The 22977-nt window shown below is 62.2% G+C and carries 22 protein-coding genes and 1 pseudogene; 6 read left to right on the top strand and 17 right to left on the bottom strand.

Annotated features, from left to right (window positions below):
• Positions 1-57: 57 nt before the first annotated feature.
• Positions 58-1680, bottom strand: coding sequence for an AMP-binding protein (locus I7X09_RS01775; RefSeq protein WP_200315284.1), 1623 nt, complete (start codon positions 1678-1680; stop codon positions 58-60).
• A 178-nt stretch (positions 1681-1858) separates the two neighbouring features.
• On the opposite strand from I7X09_RS01775, the gene I7X09_RS01780 reads away from it, so the two are divergent.
• Positions 1859-2668, top strand: coding sequence for a LuxR C-terminal-related transcriptional regulator (locus I7X09_RS01780; protein WP_166809803.1), 810 nt, complete (start codon positions 1859-1861; stop codon positions 2666-2668).
• 4 nt (positions 2669-2672) lie between these two features.
• Here the strand turns inward: I7X09_RS01780 and I7X09_RS01785 are convergent, their stop codons facing one another.
• The 5 genes from I7X09_RS01785 to dxr form a co-directional block, all read right to left on the bottom strand.
• On the bottom strand, positions 2673-4487 hold the full coding sequence (locus I7X09_RS01785) for a penicillin-binding transpeptidase domain-containing protein (RefSeq protein ID WP_200315286.1): 1815 nt from the start codon (positions 4485-4487) through the stop codon (positions 2673-2675).
• A gap of 69 nt (positions 4488-4556) precedes the next feature.
• Complete coding sequence (locus tag I7X09_RS01790; protein ID WP_095970716.1) at positions 4557-5393, bottom strand: GNAT family N-acetyltransferase; 837 nt, start codon at positions 5391-5393, stop codon at positions 4557-4559.
• A gap of 111 nt (positions 5394-5504) precedes the next feature.
• On the bottom strand, positions 5505-6662 hold the full coding sequence (ispG, locus tag I7X09_RS01795) for a flavodoxin-dependent (E)-4-hydroxy-3-methylbut-2-enyl-diphosphate synthase (RefSeq protein ID WP_095970762.1): 1158 nt from the start codon (positions 6660-6662) through the stop codon (positions 5505-5507).
• Between the two features lie 87 nt (positions 6663-6749).
• On the bottom strand, positions 6750-7961 hold the full coding sequence (locus tag I7X09_RS01800) for a M50 family metallopeptidase (protein WP_200315288.1): 1212 nt from the start codon (positions 7959-7961) through the stop codon (positions 6750-6752).
• 7 nt (positions 7962-7968) lie between these two features.
• Positions 7969-9126, bottom strand: coding sequence for a 1-deoxy-D-xylulose-5-phosphate reductoisomerase (gene dxr / locus I7X09_RS01805; protein ID WP_200315290.1), 1158 nt, complete (start codon positions 9124-9126; stop codon positions 7969-7971).
• 120 nt (positions 9127-9246) lie between these two features.
• Between dxr and I7X09_RS01810 the strand changes: the two genes are divergently transcribed.
• Positions 9247-9516, top strand: a complete 270-nt coding sequence (locus tag I7X09_RS01810) for a DUF2631 domain-containing protein (protein WP_003942762.1) — start codon at positions 9247-9249, stop codon at positions 9514-9516.
• Positions 9517-9594: 78 nt separating this feature from the next.
• Here I7X09_RS01810 and rlmN read toward each other — a convergent pair whose 3' ends face one another.
• Positions 9595-10704, bottom strand: coding sequence for a 23S rRNA (adenine(2503)-C(2))-methyltransferase RlmN (gene rlmN / locus I7X09_RS01815; RefSeq protein ID WP_003942816.1), 1110 nt, complete (start codon positions 10702-10704; stop codon positions 9595-9597).
• 102 nt (positions 10705-10806) lie between these two features.
• Between rlmN and I7X09_RS01820 the strand changes: the two genes are divergently transcribed.
• A complete protein-coding gene (locus I7X09_RS01820; protein ID WP_172436569.1) occupies positions 10807-11217 on the top strand; it encodes a LapA family protein in 411 nt (136 codons plus the stop codon).
• Positions 11218-11312: 95 nt separating this feature from the next.
• Positions 11313-12155, top strand: a complete 843-nt coding sequence (locus I7X09_RS01825) for an HpcH/HpaI aldolase/citrate lyase family protein (protein ID WP_200315292.1) — start codon at positions 11313-11315, stop codon at positions 12153-12155.
• Between the two features lie 80 nt (positions 12156-12235).
• On the opposite strand, the gene I7X09_RS01830 is transcribed toward I7X09_RS01825, so the two are convergent.
• The 6 genes from I7X09_RS01830 to rpsB form a co-directional block, all read right to left on the bottom strand.
• A complete protein-coding gene (locus I7X09_RS01830; RefSeq protein WP_200315294.1) occupies positions 12236-12964 on the bottom strand; it encodes a class I SAM-dependent methyltransferase in 729 nt (242 codons plus the stop codon).
• A 6-nt stretch (positions 12965-12970) separates the two neighbouring features.
• Entirely contained in the window at positions 12971-13867 is an 897-nt protein-coding gene (locus I7X09_RS01835; protein ID WP_095970724.1) for a phosphatidate cytidylyltransferase, read from the bottom strand.
• Positions 13868-13915: 48 nt separating this feature from the next.
• A complete protein-coding gene (gene frr, locus I7X09_RS01840) occupies positions 13916-14473 on the bottom strand; it encodes a ribosome recycling factor (protein WP_003942777.1) in 558 nt (185 codons plus the stop codon).
• Positions 14474-14516: 43 nt separating this feature from the next.
• The gene (gene pyrH / locus I7X09_RS01845; RefSeq protein ID WP_019747988.1) at positions 14517-15245 is read right to left on the bottom strand and encodes a UMP kinase; all 729 of its coding nucleotides are present in this window, start codon (positions 15243-15245) and stop codon (positions 14517-14519) included.
• 199 nt (positions 15246-15444) lie between these two features.
• Positions 15445-16272: a translation elongation factor Ts gene (tsf, locus tag I7X09_RS01850; protein ID WP_007734877.1), complete on the bottom strand. Its 828-nt coding sequence runs from the start codon at positions 16270-16272 to the stop codon at positions 15445-15447.
• Between the two features lie 152 nt (positions 16273-16424).
• Positions 16425-17282 (bottom strand): 30S ribosomal protein S2, encoded by an 858-nt coding sequence (gene rpsB / locus I7X09_RS01855; RefSeq protein WP_003942709.1) that lies wholly within the window; start codon positions 17280-17282, stop codon positions 16425-16427.
• A 313-nt stretch (positions 17283-17595) separates the two neighbouring features.
• On the opposite strand from rpsB, the gene I7X09_RS01860 reads away from it, so the two are divergent.
• Positions 17596-18090, top strand: coding sequence for a M23 family metallopeptidase (locus I7X09_RS01860; protein ID WP_234036775.1), 495 nt, complete (start codon positions 17596-17598; stop codon positions 18088-18090).
• 12 nt (positions 18091-18102) lie between these two features.
• Here the strand turns inward: I7X09_RS01860 and I7X09_RS01865 are convergent, their stop codons facing one another.
• Together I7X09_RS01865 and I7X09_RS01870 are read right to left on the bottom strand one after the other, a co-directional pair.
• On the bottom strand, positions 18103-19212 hold the full coding sequence (locus I7X09_RS01865) for a MinD/ParA family ATP-binding protein (RefSeq protein WP_095970726.1): 1110 nt from the start codon (positions 19210-19212) through the stop codon (positions 18103-18105).
• 123 nt (positions 19213-19335) lie between these two features.
• Complete coding sequence (locus I7X09_RS01870) at positions 19336-20262, bottom strand: tyrosine recombinase XerC (protein ID WP_200315299.1); 927 nt, start codon at positions 20260-20262, stop codon at positions 19336-19338.
• Between the two features lie 84 nt (positions 20263-20346).
• Here I7X09_RS01870 and I7X09_RS01875 point away from each other — a divergent pair.
• Positions 20347-21519, top strand: a pseudogene (locus I7X09_RS01875) (multidrug effflux MFS transporter).
• Here the strand turns inward: I7X09_RS01875 and I7X09_RS01880 are convergent.
• Together I7X09_RS01880 and I7X09_RS01885 are read right to left on the bottom strand one after the other, a co-directional pair.
• Positions 21516-22286, bottom strand: a complete 771-nt coding sequence (locus I7X09_RS01880) for a siderophore-interacting protein (RefSeq protein WP_095970729.1) — start codon at positions 22284-22286, stop codon at positions 21516-21518. The pseudogene I7X09_RS01875 and the gene I7X09_RS01880 overlap by 4 nt on opposite strands.
• A 294-nt stretch (positions 22287-22580) precedes the next feature.
• Positions 22581-22940 (bottom strand): histone-like nucleoid-structuring protein Lsr2, encoded by a 360-nt coding sequence (locus I7X09_RS01885; protein WP_003942721.1) that lies wholly within the window; start codon positions 22938-22940, stop codon positions 22581-22583.
• Positions 22941-22977 lie beyond the last annotated feature (37 nt).

The following is a 22977-nucleotide window of genomic DNA, read 5'->3' on the forward strand; positions in this document are numbered from 1 at the left end:
CCTTGCTGTGCGCCTTTATTAACCGCCCGCGGTTAATAAAGGCGCACAGCAGGGGGTTTATCCCTTCCGCAAGATGTACCGCTGAACCTTGCCGCTCGGGGTCTTGGGCAGGTTCGGAACAAAATGCACGGTGCGCGGGTACGCGTGCGCGGCAAACTTCTTCTTCACCAGGGTTTGCAGTTCCTTCTCGAGTTCGTCGTCGCCGTCGACGCCTTCGCGGAGAACGACGAACGCCTCGAGGACCTCGCCGCGCAACTCGTCGGGCATACCCACGACGGCGGCCTCGATGACGTGTTCGTGCATGACCAGCACGCTCTCGACGTCGAAGGGGCCGATGCGGTAGCCCGCCATGATGATGACGTCGTCGTCGCGCGAGGAGAAGAAGAAGAATCCGTCCTCGTCCGTCATCCCGGCGTCACCGGTGATGTACCAGCGACCGTCTTCGCTGAATCGCTGCTTCGTCTTCTCCGGCGCATCGACATACCCGGTAAACCACATCAACGGGCTGTTGTGCGTATCGATCGCAACGCGTCCCTGAGTGCGAGCCGGCGCGATGTCATCCGAATTGTCTTCCAGCACAGCGGCAGACCAACCCGGCAACGGACGACCCATCGATCCCGGGCGTACGTCTTCGCGGAGACCGTCGGCCCAGGCGTTGACGATGAACATGCCGTGCTCGGTCTGGCCGTAATGATCACGGACCTCGACGCCCAACGAGTTCTTGGACCACGCAACAACATCCGGGGTCAGGGGCTCACCGGCCGAGGACGCACGGCGCAGCGAGATGCCTTCCGGAACGGGTGCCTTGTCGGCGCGCAGACTGCGGTACACGGTCGGAGCGGCGGCAAAATTGGTGACACCGAACTTCTCGATGATCTGCCACGTCAGAGGCGCGGAGAAGCCGGCGTGCAGCAGAATGCTTCGCGTGCCGGCGGCAAGCGGGCCGAGCAAGGCGTAGTACAGCCCGTACGCCCAGCCCGGGTCTGCGGCGTTCCAGAACACGTCGTCGTCGCGGACGTCGAGGCCGAACTCCTGGTAGGCGTGGAACGACGCGAGCGCGCGCACCGGAACGGGAACGCCCTTGGGTGTTCCCGTGGTGCCACTGGTGAACAACTGCACCATCGGTGCGTTGCCGCCGACTGCCTGAGCAGCGCCCTTCGGGTCTTCGGCATCCTGAGCTGCGACAAGTGCGTCGAAGTCCAACTCGTCACCGGCCGCACCGCCCGCGACGACGACCTGCCACGCTGCGTCGGCGGGAATGTCCTCACCCGGCGCGAGCTTGTCGAGCTGATTGGCGTCGGAAATGACCACCTTCGCGCCGCTGGCCGTCAAGCGGAAGGCGATGGCCGGCGAAGCGAACGCCGTGAACAACGGCACGTGGACCGCGCCGCGGCGCCAGATTCCGAGGAGCGCGACCACGAGGTCCGCAGACTTGCCCATCAACGTCGCGACGTTGTCACCCGGCTCGACTCCGAGGTCGGCCAGAGCTGCCGCGAAACGCGCGGACTGCTCACGTAGATGACCGTAAGTGAGGTCCACCGAGTTAAGGTCTGCCTCGACGACGGTGAATGCAACGCCATCCGCGGGATGCCGATCGCAGAGCAATTCTGCGGCGCTGGCATGCGGGGTGTCGTACTGGTCCAGCAGCTCGCGCACCCGTGCGGTGGGATCGGTGCTCATCAACTTGCTCCTTATCGATCGTCGTATGGTTGGCCCGACCGGTTACGTTGGCGGCTCGTCATACGTACTGTTCACCCCCTATGATCTAGCTCACAAGAGAACTTCACTACCCCCAGAAAGGGGTACCTGCGTGAACCGACATGCTTCGTCACTTCTGCGTCCCCGCGACGGGGACGCTATGCGAGGTGAACTCCGAACAATTGCAGCTCAGGGCGTTGTTCCCGTGCTGTTCGGAGGCGAGGTCCAGGACGGAACCCTGCACCTGAGCGAATTCGTCGGCACCCGCACCAACAACCTCAAGGGCTTGGCCATCCCGCCGCGCTCGGGCATGGGCGGACGCGTCGTCGCCCAGGGTTCACCGATCACCGTCAACGATTACGGCAATTCGCAGTCCATCACTCATCACTTCGACCGGCCTGTTCTCAGCGAGGGCCTGCATTCGATCATCGCCGTTCCGGTCATGGTGTCCGGCAAATCGCGCGCTGTCCTCTACGCCGCGATCCGTGATTCCGCTCCGTTGGGTGACCGCACAGCAGACGTCATGGTCAACGCATCCCGGCGCCTCGGGATGGAGTTCGCCATCCGCGACGAAGTCGACCGTCGCCTACAACTACTGCAGGCCGCCGCCGCGACCACCGCCGACGGTATGTCTTCGGAAGAGATCCGCGGAGTCCACGCCGAACTACGCAGTGTCGCCCAGACCGTCACAGACACCGACTTACAGACCAAACTCCGCGGACTCTCCCAGCGTTTGGCCAACCTGCTGCGGCCGACCGTCGACGCCGAATCCGACGTCACGCTCACCCCACGTGAAGTGGATGTTCTCTCGCAAGTCGCACTCGGCTGCACCAACATCGAAGCCGGCCAAAGGCTTTCCCTCCGCCCGGAGACCGTGAAGAGCTACCTGCGTAGCGCGATGGGCAAGCTGGACGCGAGCTCACGCCACGAAGCTGTGGTGACCGCCCGCAGGTTGGGACTGCTCCCCTGACGAGTCAGTAGCCTTCCGGCAAGGCGGTGAGCATGTCGCGGGTGACTGCGACAGCGTTGTCCGAACTTCCGCCCCGCACAACCAGAGTCGCGAAGGCCAGGTTGCCTCGATAGCCGACGAACCACGCATGCGATCCCCCTTCGACCTCGGCTTCACCGGTCTTGCCGTACACCTCACCCTGATCTTCGACGCGTTCGGCAGTACCGCTGGTGACCACGAGCCGCATCATTCCGCGCAGACCGTCGACCATGGCCGGCGTGATCGCTGGACGCTCGCCGTCGATGGTGGTTTCGCGCCCCGAAATCAGTTGCGGCACCGGAGTCGAACCGTTCGCGACCGTCGCAGCTGCCATCGCCATTCCGAACGGACTGACCACGACCTTGCCTTGACCGAACCCGTCTTCCGTCCGCTGGACCAGATCCGACGCCGGCGGCACCGAACCCGAATCGATCGGCAATCCCACCACGTTGTAGTCCTGGCCGATACCGAACTGCGCTGCGGCAGTGGTCAACGTGTCCGGTTGCATCTCGCTGGCCAGCTTGGCGAAGGACGTATTGCACGAACGTGCGAAGGCCGTTGCCATCGGCACTGTGCCGAGTGAGAACTCGTTGTAGTTGGGAACGCTGCGCTCACCGATCTCGATCCGGCCCGGGCACGGCACCATCGTGTCGGGGGTCGCCTGACCGGTCGAAATCGCCGCACCCGCCGTGATGATCTTGAACGTCGAACCCGGTGGGTACTGACCCATCGTCGCGACCGGACCGTCACGGTCCGCCGCCTTGTTCTGTGCAACGGCCAGAATGGCCCCACTCGACGGTTCGATGACCACCATCATCGCCTGGTCCTTGTTCACGTTCACCGCGCGCTGCGCAGCGATCTGGATGTTACGGTCCAGACTGATACTGAACGACGGAACAGGTTGCGGCGCAGTCTCGGTCAGCACGTCGGTGTCGACGCCGTTCTGGTTGACCGTGACGACACTCCAGCCGGCTTTACCGTCAACCTCGTCGATGATCGTCTTCTTGATCTGCCCGAGTAGGTCAGGCGCGAACTCCGGGTCCGTCGAGACGAGATCCGATTCGTCCGAGACAGATACTCCCGAGATGGCTCCCAGTTGCGCCGAAACCTGGTCGTAGTCGTCACTGCGCAGCCGGGTCACCAGATAGTCGCCCTTGACGGCCGTCGAGGATTCGGCGATCGACTGACCCGTCAGCGACGAATCGAACCGCCCGAGAACACTTGCGAGACTGTTTGCGGAACCGATGATGTCGTTGCTCTTGGAGCGATCGAACTTCACTCGGTAGACGATTCCCGGCACCAGGACATCGGTCCCCGAATGTTCGTTGACCCGCGCTCGCGGCGCTGCGGTTGCCCGCAACGACATCGTCTGCTTGTCACCGAGGCGCGGATGAACGTCCGTCGAACTCCACCGGACGGACCAGTCGCCGTCCTTGCGTCCCATCTGCAGCTCGCCGTCGTACGTCCAGACGCGGTCTTTCGGAAGGTGCCACTCGTAGGTGTAGCCGACCGTCGCGGTATCACCGTTCATCTTCACCGACGTGGTCTCGGCAGTCATCGACTCCGCCTGGAGCGCATCCCAGGTGTCGCTCAATACAGGACCCGCGGAATCAGGCCGGTCCGTCAGTTTCGCTGCCTCGTCGATGTCCCTGTCACCGAACGCACTCAGGAACTGCTGCGCGACGGGCTCGGGACCGGCGGGTTTCGGAGTACACGAACTGATCCCCACCGCCATGAAAATCACGGTGCAGGAGGCCAACAGTTGGGCCGAGCGACTACGAGAGAAATGCCGAGTGTTCATCGAGCCCCATAGTAGGGCGACAAATGCTCCACCCAGCGTAGGCGCGACCATTGCCTGCAACTTGGACGCTCAGTCGAGCAGCACCGTCGAAAAGGTCGCGACCTGCCGGAACCCCACGCGCGAATAGGTCGACCGCGCAATCGTATTGAAGCTGTTGACGTACAGGCTCGCAATGCGACCGGTCGCCATGATCGACTCCGCTACAGCCGCTGTACCGGTCACGCCGAAGCCTTGTCCCCGAAACTCGGGATTGACCCACACACCCTGAATCTGGCCACAGCGCGCAGACATCGAACCGACCTCGGCCTTGAACACGACCTGACCGTCATCGATATGCGCCCACGCTCGCCCGGCGGCGATCAGGCTTGCGACACGATGTCGGTACCCGCGCCCACCGTCGTTGGCACGTGGATCGACGCCGACCTCTTCGATGAACATTGCGATCGCGGCAGGAAGATAGATCTCGAGTTCGTCCGAACGAACCTGCCGGACCAGCGGATCGGACGGACACGCCAACGGCTCGGATACCGCGAGCAAAGGTTGTTCGGGGCGGACCTCCCGCGCAGTTCCCCAATCGAGCTCGAGCATCTCCCATAGGGGCAACGCCAACTCGGCGCGTCCGACTACCGAGGAGCACATACGCGGAATCCGGCAGGCACGGTCAGCGAATGCCCGAATGTCATCCGGCTCGCCCCGAAGCGGGACCAAATTCGCCCCGGCAAAGCACAGGGAAGACAACGGCCCGCCTCGACTCCACAGCTCGCCGTGAATCATTCGCGGATCGACGCCGCATTCTTCGACACGCGCGGCAATCATGCAAGCCGCCACCGGATCGGCGTCGAGTACCGCCCGGACGTCCTCGAGATCTCGACTTCCGACCTGCTTGGCTCCGAGGAGTTTGAGCATCCGTCAACCCCCTCGACTCGACTGCGCGTCCACGAATATCACTACCCGATCATGATGCACTCAGATTGCCACGAACCTGACACCGACGGGGAAGATTCATCCGGCAATCACTCAACTCACGGTGACGACCGGTGCACCCTCCGAAGCGTCACCCTCCATGCTTTCGGCAATTTTCATCGCCTCTTCGATCAGCGTCTCGACGATCTGAGCCTCGGGCACCGTCTTGATGACCTTGCCCTTGACGAAGATCTGGCCCTTGCCGTTGCCGGACGCCACTCCGAGGTCCGCCTCACGCGCTTCACCCGGCCCGTTCACGACGCAGCCCATGACTGCCACGCGAAGCGGAATCTCCATACCTTCGAGGCCGGCAGAGACCTCGTCGGCCAGGGTGTAGACGTCGACCTGTGCACGGCCACACGAGGGGCACGACACGATCTCGAGCTTGCGCGGACGCAGGTTCAGCGACTGCAGAATCTGGTTACCGACCTTGATTTCCTCGGCCGGCGGGGCCGAGAGCGATACGCGGATGGTGTCGCCGATACCCTCCGCGAGCAGCGCACCGAAGGCGACCGCGGACTTGATCGTGCCCTGAAACGCAGGGCCCGCCTCGGTGACGCCGAGGTGCAACGGGTAATCGCACTTGGCAGCGAGTTGGCGGTAAGCCTCGACCATGATCACCGGATCGTTGTGCTTGACGGAGATCTTGATGTCACCGAAGCCATGCTCTTCGAACAGCCCGGCTTCCCACAGCGCGGACTCGACCAACGCTTCGGGCGTCGCCTTGCCGTATTTCTCCATCAACCGAGGATCGAGCGATCCCGCATTGACGCCGATGCGGATCGGAATGCCCGCGTCACCGGCAGCCTTGGCTACCTCTTTGACGCGGCCGTCGAATTCCTTGATGTTGCCCGGATTGACACGCACCGCAGCGCATCCCGCCTCGATTGCCGCGAAAATGTATCGCGGCTGGAAGTGGATATCCGCGATAACCGGGATCTGGCTCTTCTTGGCAATGATCGACAACGCGTCCGCGTCTTCCTGACGCGGGCAGGCGACACGGACGATGTCGCAACCGGACGCGGTCAGTTCGGCGATCTGCTGGAGCGTTGCGTTGACGTCATGCGTCTTCGTGGTGCACATGGACTGCACCGAGATGGGGAAATCGCTGCCCACACCTACCGTGCCGACCTGCAGCTGCCGTGTCTTGCGTCGAGGAGCAAGAATCGCTGCGGGTGCCGAGGGCATTCCCAGTCCGATAGGGATGGTCACGTCTGTGCCTTCTTTCATAGCTTCACTGCAAGTTTAGCCGGGCGATCGCCGCACTACCGCGCGGCAACCGTCGCCCTTCTCACACGGTCAGAAGATCTTGATCGGATTGACGATGTCAGCCGTGAGTGTCAGCAACATGAACGCGCCACCGATCACGATGAATACGTAAGTAATCGGAAGGAGTCTCGTGTAGTCGACCGGGCCGCCCGGAATCAGGCCGCGGCGTGCGCGGAACCAATCGCGGATCTTCTCGTAGAAGACGACCGCGATGTGCCCGCCGTCGAGCGGCAACAGCGGCAGGATGTTGAAAACACCGAGGAAGAAGTTGATCGATGCGAGCAATCCGACGAACATCGGCCACTCGGCTCGATCAGCGGCCTCGCCGCCGATCACGCTGGCACCGACCACGCTGATCGGTGTGTCCTGAGCCCGCTCGCCGCCGGTGACCGACTCCCACAGAGCCCCCACCTTCGACGGAATGTCAGCCAGCGCCTTCACCGAGTCGACCATGATCTGTCCGGTGTAGTCGAAGGCCGCCGGCACAGCCGTGAACGCGTTGTACTCGACCAACGCCGAGCCCGGACCACCGATTCCGACAGCGGATACTTCCTGCTTCACGGGAACGCCACTGGCCGAGTTCACATATCGCTGGACTCGTTCGGGGACGACCGTGATCGACAACGCCTCTCCGTCGCGATCAACCGACAACACGATCGGGCCATCCACACCTCGAATAGCAGCTGCCACCTCGGGGAAGGTGCTCGTCGACTTTCCATCGACTGCGGTGATCCGATCCCCCGATTTCAGGCCCGCATCTCCTGCGGGGCCTCCACCCGAGCACTCTGTCAGCTCGAAGTTGCCGTCCTGGCCCAGCTGATCGGGGGCTACACACGTGACCTCTTGGACCACTGGCTGAGCGGGCTCAGTTCGACCCCAACCGAGGAGCAATGCGTAAATCAGGAGGAACCCGAGAATGAAGTTCATCGCGATACCGCCGGACATGACGACGACGCGCTTCCACGCCGCCTTCTTGTACATCGCGTGCGGCTCTTCTTCGGGCGTCATCTCGTCGAGGGCCGTCATGCCGGCGATGTCGCAGAATCCACCGAGCGGCAGCGCCTTGAGTCCGTACTCGGTCTCACCTCGACGAAACGAGAAGATCTTCGGTCCGAAGCCGATGTAGTAGCGGCGAACCTTCATTCCCAAAGCCTTGGCCGTCCACATGTGGCCGGCTTCGTGCAGGGCGATGGACACGCCGATGCCGAGGGCAAACAGCACTACGCCCAGTGCAAAAACCATGAAAGCTCTAGCCCTCCTGCTTCACGAGCTGACGCGCTCGTGTGCGTGCCCAGCCGTCTGCGGCCAGAACGTCGTCCACGGTAACCGGTTCCGCGGACCATTGACCTGCATCGTCGAGAACAGCGGCCACCGTGCGGACGATTGCCGGGAAGGAAATGACACCGTCGAGGAATGCCTGGGCCGCCACTTCGTTGGCCGCGTTGTAGATCGCGGTGAAGCAACCTCCGGATTTGCCCGCGCTTCGCGCCAGATCGACGGCGGGGAACACAGACGAATCGAGCGGCTCGAATTCCCAGGTGGAGGCGGTGGTGAAGTCGCATGCCGACGCCGCGCCTTCGATACGGTCCGGCCAGCCGAGAGCGAGCGCGATCGGCAGCTTCATGTCCGGTGGGCTTGCCTGTGCCAGCGTCGATCCGTCGAAGAAGGTCACCATGGAATGCACGATCGACTGAGGATGCACGGTGACGTCGATCCGGTCGTAGTCGATCCCGAACAGCAAGTTCGTCTCGATCAACTCGAGGCCCTTGTTGACCAGGGTTGCCGAGTTGAGAGTGTTCATGGGTCCCATCGACCAGGTGGGGTGCGCTTTTGCCTGTGCCGGGTTCACACTTTCGAGATCCTCGGCACTCCAGCCGCGGAATGGCCCACCCGAAGCGGTGAGGACCAAGCGAGCCACCTCGTCGGCCGATCCGCCACGCAGGCACTGAGCCAGCGCGGAATGCTCGGAGTCGACCGGCACGATCTGACCCGGCGCGGCAGCCTTGGTCACCAGCGCTCCGCCCGCCACAAGGGATTCCTTGTTCGCCAGCGCCAGACGCGCCCCCGAGTTCAAAGCAGCCAGAGTCGGCTCGAGTCCCAACGAACCGACGAGCGCATTGAGGACAACGTCGGCACCACTGTCCCGAACCAGTTCCGTCACGGCGCTCGGTCCCGAACGGGCGGTGACCGATTCCAGCGCCGATGCCGCCGCAGGATCGGCAACGGCGACGTCGGTGACGCCTGTTGCGCGAATCTGTTCGGCCAACAACTCGACATTGTTGCCACCCGCCGCGAGTCCCACTACTTCGAAACGATCGGGGTTGGCGGCGATGACCTCCAGCGCTTGGGTACCGATCGAACCGGTGCTGCCGAGGAGGAGGACGCGGGTACGTGTGGTTTCCTGCACCCGCCCATTGTTCCTGATAACACCTGAGAACAACCTTATCGACGCCCAACTACGTACGACAGGCAGTCGTATGTCACCATATTGGGCAGTAGTGCAACCGAATGAGCAGGAGGATCGACCGTGGCCGATACCCAGTTGGACGTCAAGTCCAGCGCCCCCGTCGTGGTCTCGCACGTCGATGAGGCCGAGGTTCCCTCTGCCGCATGGGGGTGGAGTGGTGAAGGACTCAAGTTTTTCCGTTTCCTCGGATGGTTCTTCGCAATATTCCTGCTTCTGATGATGATCGGAAACCATCACGGCAAGGTCGAGGATCTGTGGCTCATCGGCACCGCCGGATTGATGATCTTCATTCTGGTCCGCGACATCGTCATTCGTCGCCGCCCGCGCTAGAGACCTGACATAGAGAAGGCCTCCACGAACGAAAGTTCGTGGAGGCCTTCTCTTTACGTGTTTCAGGCCTGGAGCGTTTCAGTTCTCCGCGGCCAACTGACCACAGGCTGCGGCGATTTCCTGACCGCGCGTGTCACGCACCGTGCACGAGACGCCCTGAGCGATGACCCGACGCACGAACTCACGCTCGACGTCCTTGGGGCTCGCGTCCCACTCGCTGCCCGGCGTCGGGTTGAGCGGAATCAAGTTGACGTGCACCAAACCGCCGAGCGCCTTCTTCAGCTTCTTGCCCAGCATGTCCGCGCGCCACGGCTGATCGTTGACGTTCTTGATCATCGCGTACTCGATGGAGACACGGCGACCGGTCTTGTCTGCGTAGTACCGGGCAGCCTGAAGTACCTCCGACACTGACCAGCGATTGTTGACCGGGACAAGGGTGTCGCGCAGTTCGTCGTCCGGCGTGTGCAGCGACACCGCCAGCGTGACGCTCAGGCCTTCGTCAGCGAGCTTGCGGATCGCCGGGGCAAGCCCGACGGTCGAGACGGTCACGGACCGCTGAGACAGGCCCAGTCCGTCCGGTGCAGGTGACGTGATGCGTCGTACCGCTGCCACTACGCGCTTGTAGTTCGCCAAGGGCTCACCCATGCCCATGAACACGACGTTCGACAAGCGGCCGGGGCCGCCGGCAACTTCACCGTCGCGCATGGCGGCCGCTGCCTCGCGTACCTGATCCACGATCTCGGCAGTCGAGAGATTGCGGTCGAGGCCGCCCTGACCCGTCGCACAGAACGGGCAGGCCATTCCACAGCCTGCCTGACTCGAGATGCAGAGTGTCGCCCGATCGGGATAGCGCATCAGGACGCTTTCGAGCAGCGTTCCGTCATGCGCCTTCCACAGGGTTTTGCGAGTGTCGCCCGAATCGCACGCGAGATGCTTGATCGGCGTCAACAGAGTCGGGAAGAGCGACTCCCCCACCTTCTCGCGCACCGATGCGGGGAGATCGGTCATCTTCTCCGGATCGGCTTCGAGCCGCGCGTAGTACTGACGCGCCAGCTGATCGGCCCGGAAAGCCGGTAGGCCGAGCTCTTTCACCGCTTCTTTGCGCTCGGCGGAATCGAGATCGGCGAGGTGCCGTGGAGGCATTCCGCGCTTGGGTGCAGTGAAAACGAGGGGAAGAGAGGCAGCCATAGTTACACCATTGTCCCATTGTTTTGGGGTGCTACCCCACTGCCACCCGATTGTGGCCGGATTACCCGTGCAACTTCGCGCAGGTTGCGTGATGATCATGTCATGTCAACCACACCAGAGGATCCGTCGAACTCTCCCGTGTACGGCCCCGCCGACGGTTTCGGTCCCGACCCGGAACTTCCGAAAGTGGGCGAGGACAAGGCCGTCGAAAAACACGATCCCGAGCCGACGCCGGCGCCGGAACCTACGCCGACCGGAACGGCTGTCACCGACCGAACCAGAGCTGCGACAACCTGGGTTGGCCTGGTCATAGGCGCAATCGTGCTGATCTTGCTGCTGGTGTTCATCCTGCAGAATCTCGAGAGTGTCTCCGTCAAGATCCTGGCCTGGCAGATCGACTTTCCGCTCGGAATCACGATCCTGCTTTCCGCTATCGCGGGCGCGCTGATCATGGCATTGGCCGGCGGCGTTCGCATCATTCAGATCCGGCGCGCAGCGAAGCGGCAAATGTGACTGAAATCTAGTTACGCAATTGGGTCGATCGATGGGCCACCAGGCATCATTGATGTCGTGGAAATCACCGGAAAGGCCCTGATGTGACTACTCACATGGAGAGACCTGTGACCTCGCGAATTGCCCCGCAGCAGGCAAGATCCTGGCTCCTCGTCCCCGCGTCCAAACCGGACACCTTCGACGCCGCCCTCGCGAGTGCGGCCGACGCCGTCATTCTCGACCTCGAGGATGCCGTCACCGCACCCAACAAACCGGCCGCCCGCCGCGATGTCGCCGCATTTCTGAGCGAGCACAATCACGCCTGGGTTCGGATCAACGACGCCACGACACCGTTCTGGGAAGAGGATCTCGCCGCACTCGCGGGCCTCCCCGGACTCGAGGGTGTCATGCTCGCAAAGACCGAAAGCGGACAGCAGGCCGACGCCACTGCCGAGCGACTACCCGAGGGCACCAAGATTCTTGCCCTCGTCGAATCCGCGGTGGGACTCGAAGCTGCCCCCGAGATCGCACGCACCGACGGAATCTTCCGTCTGGCATTCGGCAGTGGCGACTTCCGGCGCGACACCGGAATGGACGACTCGCCCACCTCGATGTCGTACCCGCGTTCGCGGCTCACCATCGCCAGCCGCGCGGCACGCATCGCTCCGCCGATCGACGGCCCCACACTCGGCCCCGATCTGGATCTGCTCGCCCGAGACTGTGCGATCACGTTGTCACTCGGGATGGCAGGCAAGCTCTGCATGACCACCGCACAGACCGCCCCCGTCAACGCGGGCCTGAGCCCGTCCGTTGCCGACGCCATCTGGGCTCAGAACGTCATCGACGATCTCGGCGAAGACGGCTCACGCGTACGCGACGGTAGTGACCTACCCAAGCTCGCCAAGGCGAAGAAGATCCACAAGCTCGCCACCCTGTTCCACATCCCCACCGATCGCTGATTTTTTTCGAACTGAATCGGTGCAGAAAACGTCAGGCGCTCAAGTCGGAGCGCCTGACGTTCGTCTTTTCAAGCCTTGCTTCACGCAAGTTCGAGTGAGCGTGGTTTGTATCGGACGTGGATCCGGTACCCCACCGAAAAGGCCAGACCCGTCACTTGTGCGAATGCACGCTCGGCGGTCTTCTCGGTGAATTCGATACCGAGTACTCGCCGTAAATCGTCTCGATTCTCGAACTCCCAACGGGCCTCGACACGGGTGAGCGAGAATCCCTGAGCGTCGAAGAAGGCTTCGACTGCCGCGGGATCGTATTTAGGCAGATCCGCCCTCATCCACTCTCCGTACGGACCGGCGCTCACATCGAGGTCCACGATGAGCAGGGCTCCCCCAGGCCTCAGGATGCGCATGGCCTCACGAATTCCCGGACCGCAGCCTTTGCCGAAGAAATACGCCGTTCGGGCGTGGACGAGGTCGACTGAAGCATCGACCAGACCTGTGGACTCTGCCGAGCCATGGACTATGTCGATCGACGCCGAATCGCGGCTTCGTTCCCGCGCGGCCTTCACCAGCGGTGCATGCGGCTCCACTCCGACGACACGACGCGCGGTACGAGCGAACTCCGGTAGATGAAACCCTGCCCCACAGCCGACGTCGACGACGTCACGTCCGGACCAGTCGATCTGGGCTCGCATCGCGGCCCAGATGGACCCGTCGACGTCCTGCGCGCGGTTCTCGACCTCGTAGACGTCCGGCCAATGCCAGATGTTCGGACTGGGGATCGGCTTGGACCGGCCCGAGAAGAAATCACGCACGAGAAATCAGACGAGTGCGTACAGAATCAGCCAGGTGACAAATGCCGACGGCAGGAGCGAATCCAGGCGATCCATGATTCCGCCGTGTCCGGGAAGCAGGGTTCCCATGTCCTTGATGCCGAGTTCACGCTTGATCTGCGATTCGATCAGGTCGCCGACCGTCGCGACTACCACCAGGACGACACCGAGCAGGACGCCGATCATCGAGTTCGCGTCGAGGATCAACGTCACCGACAACAAGCTGCCGATGACACAGAAAATGAGGGACCCGACGAATCCTTCCCATGACTTCTTCGGGCTGACCGCCGGAACCATCGGATGCTTTCCGAACAGGACGCCGGCCGCGTAACCACCGATGTCGGAGCACACGACACCGATCATCAGGACGAAGACGCGACCCGGGCCGTCGTCTTCGAGCACCATCAATGCACCGAAGGACGCCAACAGCGGAATCCATGCCAGAACGAACACCGTGATGGAGGTGTCTCTCAGGAAGTTCTTCGGGGTTGCCTTGAGCCCGTGGTCGAACAACCGCCACACCATGCACACCAGGACGGTGGCGGTGAATCCGCTGAGCACCCCGACAGGTCCCCACGGCCAGCCGAGCCAGATCGTGGCTTGTCCGCCGACGAGCAGCGGAATTCGCGGCACCTCGATGTCGGCTTCTCGGAGTCGCGTGGTGACCTCCCACGTCGCGATGAACATCGCAACCGCGACGACGGCGATCCACCCCGGGGGCAGGAAAATCAAAGTGCCGATGACCAGGGCGCCGAGACCGGCTCCGACGCCGATGGCGGCAGGTAGGTTCCTGCCCGCCTTCGACTTCGGCGGTTGCGCGCCCTCAGCGCCGCCCGTAGGCCCGTCCGTGACGGGACCACCGGCGGTTCCCTCTTGTGCGTGCACCCAAACTCCCTGATCTACTCCCGACGACAAACACTGCAAACGAGGAGGCTATACCTCCATCAACTCTGCTTCCTTGTGCTTGACGAGTTCCTCGACCGTGTGCACGTACTTCGCCGTGGTCTTGTCGAGTTCTTTCTCTGCGCGACCGACCTCGTCCTCGCCGGCTTCACCGTCCTTCTGGATCCGGCCGAGCTCGTCCATCGCCTTACGGCGGATGTTACGCAGCGTGACCTTCGAATCCTCGCCCTTGGACTTGGCCTGCTTCACCAGTTCACGACGACGCTCTTCAGTGAGCTGCGGAACCGAGATGCGGATGATGCTGCCGTCGTTGGACGGGTTCACACCGAGATCCGAGTTGCGGATCGCCGTCTCGATCGCGTTGAGCTGCGAAGCCTCGTACGGCTTGACGATGACCATGCGGGCCTCGGGAACATTGATGCTCGCGAGCTGCGTGATCGGCGTGATCGAACCGTAGTAGTCGATCACGATGCGCGAGAACATACCGGGGTTCGCGCGTCCGGTGCGAACCGAGCCGAGATCGTCCTTGGCTACCGTGACAGCCTTTTCCATCTTCTCTTCTGCCTCGAAGAGCGCTTCATCGATCACGGCTGTTCCTCCATGTTGTTCTGCATCATTTTTTGGGTGTCACTCACGACTTGATCAGGGTGCCGATCTTCTCACCGGACACCGCGCGAGCGATGTTTCCTTCGGTGAGGAGGTTGAACACCATCATCGGCATCGAGTTGTCCATGCACAGGCTGAATGCCGTCGCGTCCGCGACCTTGAGCTCACGCTCGATGACCTCGCGGTGCGTGATCTGTTCGTACATCGTCGCGTCCGGGTCGATACGCGGGTCGGCCGAGTAGACGCCGTCGACTGCCTTGGCCATCAGCACCACCTCGGCACCGATCTCCAGTGCGCGCTGCGCAGCAGTGGTGTCAGTCGAGAAGTAGGGCATACCCATCCCGGCACCGAAGATGACTACGCGACCCTTCTCGAGGTGCCTACGTGCGCGAAGGGGAAGGTACGGCTCGGCGACCTGTCCCATGGTGATGGCCGTCTGCACTCGGGAATCGACGCCGGCCTTCTCCAGGAAATCCTGCAGAGCGAGGCAGTTCATGACGGTGCCGAGCATGCCCATGTAGTCGGAGCGGGCGCGATCGAGGCCACGCTGCTGCAGTTCCGCTCCGCGGAAGAAGTTTCCGCCGCCGATGACCACTGCAACCTGCACGCCTGATCGAACGACCTCTGCGATCTGCTCAGCCACCTTGGTGACCACGTCGGGATCGAGACCGACTTTGCCGCCTCCGAACATTTCGCCGCCGAGTTTGAGCAGGACCCGCTTGAATCCTGGACGTTCGTTGGCTGGTTCGGACATTGTTCTCCTCAGTTCGATACAAGACCTTGTAGGTCCTTCATTCTTCTTCTGCCGCGAATCGGACACCGCGACATAGGAAAGCCCCCGGGACTCGTCCCGAGGCACTCTCATCCTGCCTCATCGGAGGCCCCAGGTACACGTAGACCCCGCCGGCAGAGCAAATGCTCTTCAGGCGGGGTCCATGTGTGCGGGCTCCGAATTAAGCGGAGGCGCCGACCTCGAAACGCACGAAGCGCTTGATGGTCACGCCTGCCTCGTCGAGGATCGCCTTGACGGTCTTCTTGGAGTCCGTGACCGAAGACTGCTCGGTCAGAACGACGTCCTTGAAGTAACCGTTGACGCGGCCTTCGATGATCTTCGGCAGCGCCTGCTCGGGCTTGCCTTCTGCGCGGGCGGTCTCTTCGGCGATGTGACGCTCGGAAGCGACGATCTCCTCGGGAACCTCGTCACGCGTGACGTACTTCGCCTTGAGCGCTGCGACCTGCATTGCAGCGCCGCGAGCAGCCTCAGCAGCAGCATCGCCTTCACCGGTGTACTCGACGAGAACGCCGACAGCGGGCGGCAAGTCGGAGCTGCGCTTGTGCAGGTACACGGCGACGGGGCCGTCGAAGGAAGCGACGCGGCTCAGTTCGAGCTTCTCACCGATCTTCGCGGACTGCTCCGCAATGACGGTGTCGATGGTCTTGCCGTCGAGCTCGAGTGCCTTGAGAGCGTCGAGGTCAGCAGGCTTACCAGCAGCAGCGACGGTCACGATCTCGTCGGCCAGCTTGATGAACTCGTCGTTCTTGGCGACGAAGTCGGTCTCGCAGTTGATCTCGATCATGACGCCGTCCTTGGCGACGACGAGACCCTCAGCGGTGGTGCGCTCTGCGCGCTTTCCGACATCCTTCGCGCCCTTGATGCGCAGCTGCTCGACGGCCTTGTCGAAATCGCCGTCCGCATCTGCGAGTGCGTTCTTACATGCCATCATTCCGGAGCCGGTGAGCTCACGGAGCCGCTTGACGTCAGCGGCGGTGTAGTTCGCCATGATTAGCGAGCCTCCTCATGTGTCTGTTTCGGACCTAGGACTAACGGTGAAGCACGGCCTAACGGTGAAGCACGGCCTGACGGTGGTGCTCGGGCCTAACGGTGAAACGGCCCTGACCAAATGAACTCTTGGTCAGGGCCGGTTTCAACGAATCAGGCCTCGGTGGCCGGTGCCTCTGCGGCGGGGGCTGCTTCAGCCTCTGCAGCCGGAGCTGCCTCAGCCTCTGCGGCGGGAGCTGCCTGCGAGAGCAGTTCCTGCTCCCACTCGGCGAGGGGCTCGCCTGCGCCGGCTTCGGGCTTCGCGTCCTTGTCGGCGCTCAGTCCTGCACGTGCCTGCACGCCCTCGGCAACCGCGGAAGCGACAACCTTGGTCAGCAGTGCTGCGGAACGGATGGCGTCGTCGTTGCCCGGGATCGGGTAGTCGACGAGGTCGGGATCGCAGTTGGTGTCCAGGATCGCGATGACCGGGATGTTCAGCTTGCGAGCCTCGGCAACTGCCAGGTGCTCCTTGTTGGTGTCGACGATCCACACCGCGGAAGGAACCTTGGCCATGTCGCGGATACCACCGAGGGTGCGATCCAGCTTGGTCATCTCACGCGTGAGCATGAGGATTTCCTTCTTGGTGCGACCTTCGAATCCACCGGTCTGCTCCATTGCCTCGAGCTCCTTGAGGCGAAGCAGACGCTTGTGAACGGTGGTGAAGTTGGTGAGCATGCCGCCGAGCCAACGCTGGTTGACGTAGGGCATTCCGACGCGAGTCGCTTCGGAAGCGATGGACTCCTGCGCCTGCTTCTTGGTGCCGACGAAGAGAACGGTGCCGCCGTGGGCAACGGTCTCCTTGACGAACTCGTACGCCTTGTCGATGTACGTCAGCGTCTGCTGGAGGTCGATGATGTAGATGCCGTTACGGTCGGTCAAGATGAATCGCTTCATCTTCGGGTTCCAGCGACGGGTCTGATGTCCGAAGTGGGTTCCACTATCGAGCATCTGCTTCATGGTTACGACAGCCATGGCTGTGTACCTCAAACTTTCAATCCGGTTGATGCAGGCGATCGGGTGATCCCTGCCCTGGCACCCGCACGGCCGTCGGACCTGTTTCGTGAGAATCAGGACCAGCCGAGGCCGGAAAACGTGCGCGGGCGCGCGAAGTCGGACTGTGCGAGCACAGACCGCTCGACAAGTGTACGTCCTCGTCCCCCGATGCCATAACCACCCCGGAAGCAACAGACCGAACCGGCGGTTGTGGATCGGCGGTTCTCTTGTGGATTACCCGTCTGATCTGCGTTGAAGCACGCGCGACTCCACGGAAGATCAAGGAATGACGATGTTGAGCGGAGCCCGACGCGGCGTGGTCGTTGCTGCGATCTCCTGCTGTGCCGCCGTCGGCACGGCGTCGGCAGACACGCGTTTCGACTGGCCGCTCGCTCCCCGGCCGCACGTGGAACGCGTATTCGACAAACCGGCCGAGAACTGGCTGCCGGGTCATCGCGGCGTCGATCTCGGCGGCAGCGCCGGCCAACCCGTCCTCGCTGCCGGCGAGGGCATCGTGGCGTTCGCCGGAGTCGTCGCGGGCAAGCCGACGGTCTCGATAGATCATTCCGGCGGCCTACGCACGACCTACGAACCCGTGGTGGCCGACGTTCGCGCCGGTGAACGCGTCGCGGCCGGGGCCGCGATCGGCACCCTGGAATCCGGCCACGAAGGGTGCGTCGTCGCTGCATGTTTGCATTGGGGCGTGCGACGAGGGCGCGAGTATCTCGATCCCCTCGGTCTTGTTCGGACGCAACCGCTCAGGCTCAAGCCACTGAGAGATGGTTGATCAGTCGCAGAATCAGTGCCATTCGGAAACGGCGTGCCGACCCACAGCGTCCGCGAAGTCGTCGGCCACCATCGCTGCCAATTCCATGAATGCTCGCCTGGTGGCCGGTCGCATCAACTCGAGGTCCATCACCGACCCCTCCGCGAGATGCTCGTCGAATGGAATGACCTCGACGGCGCGGCATCGACGCATGAAATAGTCCACCAACGCGTCCATGTCGATCACGCTCGACCCTGGACGGGCGGCACTGATGACGACGACGGTCCGTTCGACCAGGTGACCGTAACCATGCAACTGAAGCCAATCGAGCGTCGCCGCAGCACTTCGGGCCCCGTCGATTGCCGGCGAACTGACGAGCACCAACGAATTGGCAAGATCGAGAACGCCGTTCATCGCCGAGTGCATGATCCCGGTACCGCAATCGGTGAGAATGATGTTGTAGTAGACCTGCAAGATGTCGATGACCTGGCGATAGTCCGCCTCGCTGAATGCTTCCGAAATCGCCGGATCCTGCTCACTCGCCAGGACCTCGAGACGACTCGGCGACTGTGATGTGTGCACTCGCACGTCCGAATAACTCTTGATGTCCGGCCGCGCGGCAATCAGGTCGCGCACTGTCGAATTGGTCTGCAGCGGAACACGTTGCGCCAAAGTTCCGAAATCGGGATTGGCATCGACCGCCACGACACAGTCGCCGCGAAGCGACGCAAACGTTGCACCGAGCCCCACCGTGACCGTTGTCTTGCCCACGCCCCCTTTGAGCGAGAGCAAAGCAATTCGGTAGTCGTTGCGTATCGGCTGTTCGATGCGGGCGGCCAGGGCGCGATTGCGCTGTTCGTTGGTCGATTCCCCCAGATTGACCACACCACCGGTCGCACGATGCAATCCTCGCCGCCAGCCACCCCGGGGTGTCCGTTTGGGGCGTTTCAGTAAAGCCTCGGCAACCAGATCCTGGTTTGTCACCTGCTGCTGACTGGACGGCGGCGGTGGCGCCGTCCAGGCCTCTTGCGGTCGCACCGCAGGCTCAGGCGTCGGCACCGGCGGTGGAGCCGGTTGCGGCGCTTCGGACAGCCAGGCCGGTTGGCCACTGTTCGGCGGGTGCTTCACATCTTGGCGGTTCACGAATCCCCCGGATATCGCATGTAATCGAGTGTCTTGACACGACGATCGAACTTTGCCGATTGTTCACTCTTCCGACCTGCGACGCTACCAAATACCGGCCGAGAACTCGCGTCGCTTCACGATCTAGGCGCGTGGATGGGCCTGATCATGGACGGATCGAAGCCGTTCGACCGACACATGCGTGTACAGCTGAGTGGTCGCCAGACTCGCATGCCCGAGGAGTTCTTGGACCACACGAAGATCAGCACCGCCCTCCAGCAAATGTGTCGCAGCCGAATGCCGAAGCCCGTGCGGACCCATGTCGGGAGCTCCTGGAATTGCAGCCATCGTTTCGTGGACCACCGAACGCGCCTGACGCTGATCGAGCCTGCCGCCTCGAACTCCGAGGAGCAATGCTCGCCCGGACCGATCCGAACTCAGTGCGGGTCGCCCGTGCTCCAGCCACCCGTTCAGTGCCGATTCTGCGGGCAGTCCGTAGGGCACCGATCGCTCCTTGTTGCCCTTGCCGAGAACACGAAGCAATCGTCGATCGGCGTCGACCGACTCTAAGTCCAGTCCACACAACTCACCGACACGAATTCCGGTGGAGTACAACAATTCCACGATGAGCCTATCCCGCAGGGCGAGCGGCTCTTGTTGCTGCGCACCGCTTTCCGCCGCATCCATGGCATCGAGGGCTTGACTCTGACGCAGCACCGTCGGCAGTGTACGACGAGCAGGTGGAGCCGCCAGACGTGTACCCGGATCGACGGGAATGCGTCCGGTCTGCGCGAGCCACGCTGTGAAACCGCGCGCCGACGACGCCCGACGAGCGACCGTCGTGCGGGCCGTTCCGACGGCATTCTGGGCGGCCAACCACGAGCGCATGACCCCAAGGTCGAGGCCGTCGAGATCTACCTTCTCCGAACCCGCGGCGAAATGGGTCAGCAATGCCCGTGCGTCGCCGACGTAGGCGCGGATCGTGTGTTCCGACCGACCCCGACTCAGTCGGAGGTACTCGGCATAGGCATCGAGGTGAACACTCAAGCTCGCCGGCAATGCGTCAGTCATGAACACACGCTCGCCCGCCGCGATTGAAACTGCAAGCTGCCTCGCCGATAGGGTTGATCGGTGAATCGAGCAATTCCTCTGAAGATGTTGTGTGTACTGGCACTGATTTCCGCAATCGCTCCACTGTCCATCGACATGTACCTGCCCGGCCTACCCTTGATGGCGGATGCACTCGACACTACTGCGGCCAGCGTTCAGCTGACACTGACCACCTTCATGGCGGGCCTCGGAATCGGGCAGCTGATCATCGGGCCGATCTCCGACGGACTGGGCAGGCGACGAATACTGCTGGCCGCGACGATCATCACGGCACTGAGCGGCGCGGCATGCGCAGTGGCACCGAACATCGAGTTTCTCATCGGTGCGCGACTCGTCCAGGGATTGAGTGGAGGCGCTGCCATAGTCCTTGCCCGCGCTTGTATTGCTGATCGAGCACGTGGCGACGACGCGGCGAAGCTTTTCAGCATCATGATGATCATCGGCGGTATCGCTCCCGTGGTCGCCCCACTGATCGGCGGTGCACTTCTCGGCCCCGTCGGATGGCGCGGAATCTTCTGGGTGCTGGCCGTCGCAGGTGCTGTGATGGTGGCTGGCGTCGTGTTGCTTGTTCCCGAGACACTTCCACCCGAGCGACGCCACGGCGGTGGATTGAAGGCACTGATCTCGAATCTGCGATAATTCGTCCGAAATCGGCACTACCTCGGTTATGCACTCGCATTCGTCTTCGGATTCGGCGCCCTGTTCGCGTATATCTCCGCATCACCGTTCGTCGTTCAGAACGTCCTGGGGCTCACTCCGTCACAGTTCTCGATAGTGTTCGCAGTGAACGCCACCGGAATGGTCACGGCAGCGATGATCACCACTCGCCTTCTCGGCAGAGTCGGCGCTCGCACATTACTGCGATTCGGGGTGTGCCTACTCCTCGCCGGCGGTGCCGTATTGTTCTGCACCAGTGTGGTTTTCAGCTCCACGAATCCCTGGTTGATCTTGGGCCCGCTGTTCGTCGCCATTTCGAGCATCGGGTTCATCATGGGCAATGCGACCGCTCTCGCCCAAGGAGAGGTCACCAACGCTGCCGGAACCGGCTCAGCACTGATGGGAGCGGGCCAGTTCGGCTTGGCCGCGCTGGTTTCGCCGTTGGTGGGAATTGCGGGAGAAGACACGGCAGTTCCGATGGCAATCGCAATTCCCACCTTCGGAGTTCTCGCGGCCGTTGCGCTCGTGTTGCTGACCCGCGGCAAGGCCGCAGCAGCTTAGCTTTCGGCCGCGGCGAATTCGGACTTCCACACTCGGAAGCCTTCTTCGGTGCGACCACGACGCCAGTATCCGGAGATAGAAGCGGCCGACGCCGGGACATTTCGTTCCTTGCGAATGTATGGCCGAAGGTTATGCATGACGGCTTGCGCCTCCCCGTGAATGAATACGTGAGGTTCGCCTGGCAGCCACTCGAGCGCCTTGACCGCGGCAACAACTGGCGCGTTGTCACCTGCCGACTCTTCACCCACCGCGTCGGACGACGCTCCGCGATGTAGCCAGGTCACGGCAATGCCCTCTGGAGCATCGAGTGCAATCTCGTCTTCCGGTCCACCGACTTCGACGACGGCGTAGCCGACCGCATCCGGCGCCAATCTTGCTATCGACGCAGAAATGGCAGGTATTGCGGTCTCGTCACCGACGAACAGATACCAATCAGCGGACGGTGACGGTGAAAACGCGCCGCCCGGTCCACGCAGGGTAATCTCAGTGCCCGGCTGAACTGAAGCCGCCCAAGGACCTGCAACTCCGACGTCACCATGGACGACGAAATCGATCGCTATCTCTTTGGTAGCAAGATCGTAGGAACGGATCGTGTAGGTACGCAGGACGGGCTGATCAGGAGTGCCGAATTCGATCTTTACATAGGAATCGCTGTATTCGCTGGGAGTGAACGACTCGAAGCCTGGTCCCCCGAGAAACACTCGTACCATGTGGGGGGTCAATTGTTCGGTCCGCAGAACCGTCAATGCAGTTGTCGGCTTGGCCACAGAAAGATCCTTCCGAAAGTTAGTGTTACCTAACTAATGTACACGACAATTGCAGCACGAGGGCGAAATACCTCGCCGACGACTCCACGCAGCGCTCTGTCAGCCCTTGTACGCAACGAAAGAAACCGACCAATCTGCTGGGTAAATACGGTGCCGTATACGCGGATTCTCTGATCAGCTTCACATAGACGACCTGTCGGACAAAGCTGTCCGAGAACTCGGCAAAGCAACAGTAAAATACACCTCTGGCTCCCGGCGAAGTTCGCCGGGAGCCAGAGGTGTATTTAATTCAATCTAGTGTGCAGCGTCGAAAGCGTCGATGATTTCCGCTTTGATACGTCCACGCGGAGCAACTTCGTAACCGTTCTTACCCGCCCAGTCACGGATGGCCTGGAGCGTCTCCTTGGAGCGGCCTGAACCCGACGTGGCCTGCGGAGATGCAGCCTGAGCCTTCTTACCGCGCTTCCCGCTCACCTTCGCAGCCGCCTCGACGAACGGCTTCACCGCAGCGTCGAACTTCTCCGCATTGGTGGCGCGCAGATCGATCACGTAATCCGTTCCCTGGTAAGAGAACTCAATTCGATCACCGAATCCATCGTCAATCGGCTTACCGTCAAGGTCGTCGATGAGTTGCCGAATCAGCTTCTCAGCCATTGCACTCCTCTTTCAATGATCGATTCAATTCTCCTTC

This window comes from Rhodococcus sp. P-2 (assembly GCF_016598535.1).
Taxonomy (GTDB): Bacteria; Actinomycetota; Actinomycetes; order Mycobacteriales; family Mycobacteriaceae; genus Rhodococcus_F; species Rhodococcus_F baikonurensis.

Bases quoted from the DNA above. Each gene is read 5' to 3' on its own strand.
- I7X09_RS01775 (WP_200315284.1), bottom strand. From the start codon at position 1,680: ATGAGCACCGATCCCACCGCACGGGTGCGCGAGCTGCTGGACCAGTAC.
- I7X09_RS01780 (WP_166809803.1), top strand. From the start codon at position 1,859: ATGCGAGGTGAACTCCGAACAATTGCAGCTCAGGGCGTTGTTCCCGTG.
- I7X09_RS01785 (WP_200315286.1), bottom strand. From the start codon at position 4,487: ATGAACACTCGGCATTTCTCTCGTAGTCGCTCGGCCCAACTGTTGGCC.
- I7X09_RS01790 (WP_095970716.1), bottom strand. From the start codon at position 5,393: ATGCTCAAACTCCTCGGAGCCAAGCAGGTCGGAAGTCGAGATCTCGAG.
- I7X09_RS01800 (WP_200315288.1), bottom strand. From the start codon at position 7,961: ATGGTTTTTGCACTGGGCGTAGTGCTGTTTGCCCTCGGCATCGGCGTG.
- rlmN (WP_003942816.1), bottom strand. From the start codon at position 10,704: ATGGCTGCCTCTCTTCCCCTCGTTTTCACTGCACCCAAGCGCGGAATG.
- I7X09_RS01820 (WP_172436569.1), top strand. From the start codon at position 10,807: ATGTCAACCACACCAGAGGATCCGTCGAACTCTCCCGTGTACGGCCCC.
- I7X09_RS01825 (WP_200315292.1), top strand. From the start codon at position 11,313: ATGGAGAGACCTGTGACCTCGCGAATTGCCCCGCAGCAGGCAAGATCC.
- pyrH (WP_019747988.1), bottom strand. From the start codon at position 15,245: ATGTCCGAACCAGCCAACGAACGTCCAGGATTCAAGCGGGTCCTGCTC.
- tsf (WP_007734877.1), bottom strand. From the start codon at position 16,272: ATGGCGAACTACACCGCCGCTGACGTCAAGCGGCTCCGTGAGCTCACC.
- rpsB (WP_003942709.1), bottom strand. From the start codon at position 17,282: ATGGCTGTCGTAACCATGAAGCAGATGCTCGATAGTGGAACCCACTTC.
- I7X09_RS01860 (WP_234036775.1), top strand. From the start codon at position 17,596: ATGTTGAGCGGAGCCCGACGCGGCGTGGTCGTTGCTGCGATCTCCTGC.
- I7X09_RS01870 (WP_200315299.1), bottom strand. From the start codon at position 20,262: ATGACTGACGCATTGCCGGCGAGCTTGAGTGTTCACCTCGATGCCTAT.
- I7X09_RS01885 (WP_003942721.1), bottom strand. From the start codon at position 22,940: ATGGCTGAGAAGCTGATTCGGCAACTCATCGACGACCTTGACGGTAAG.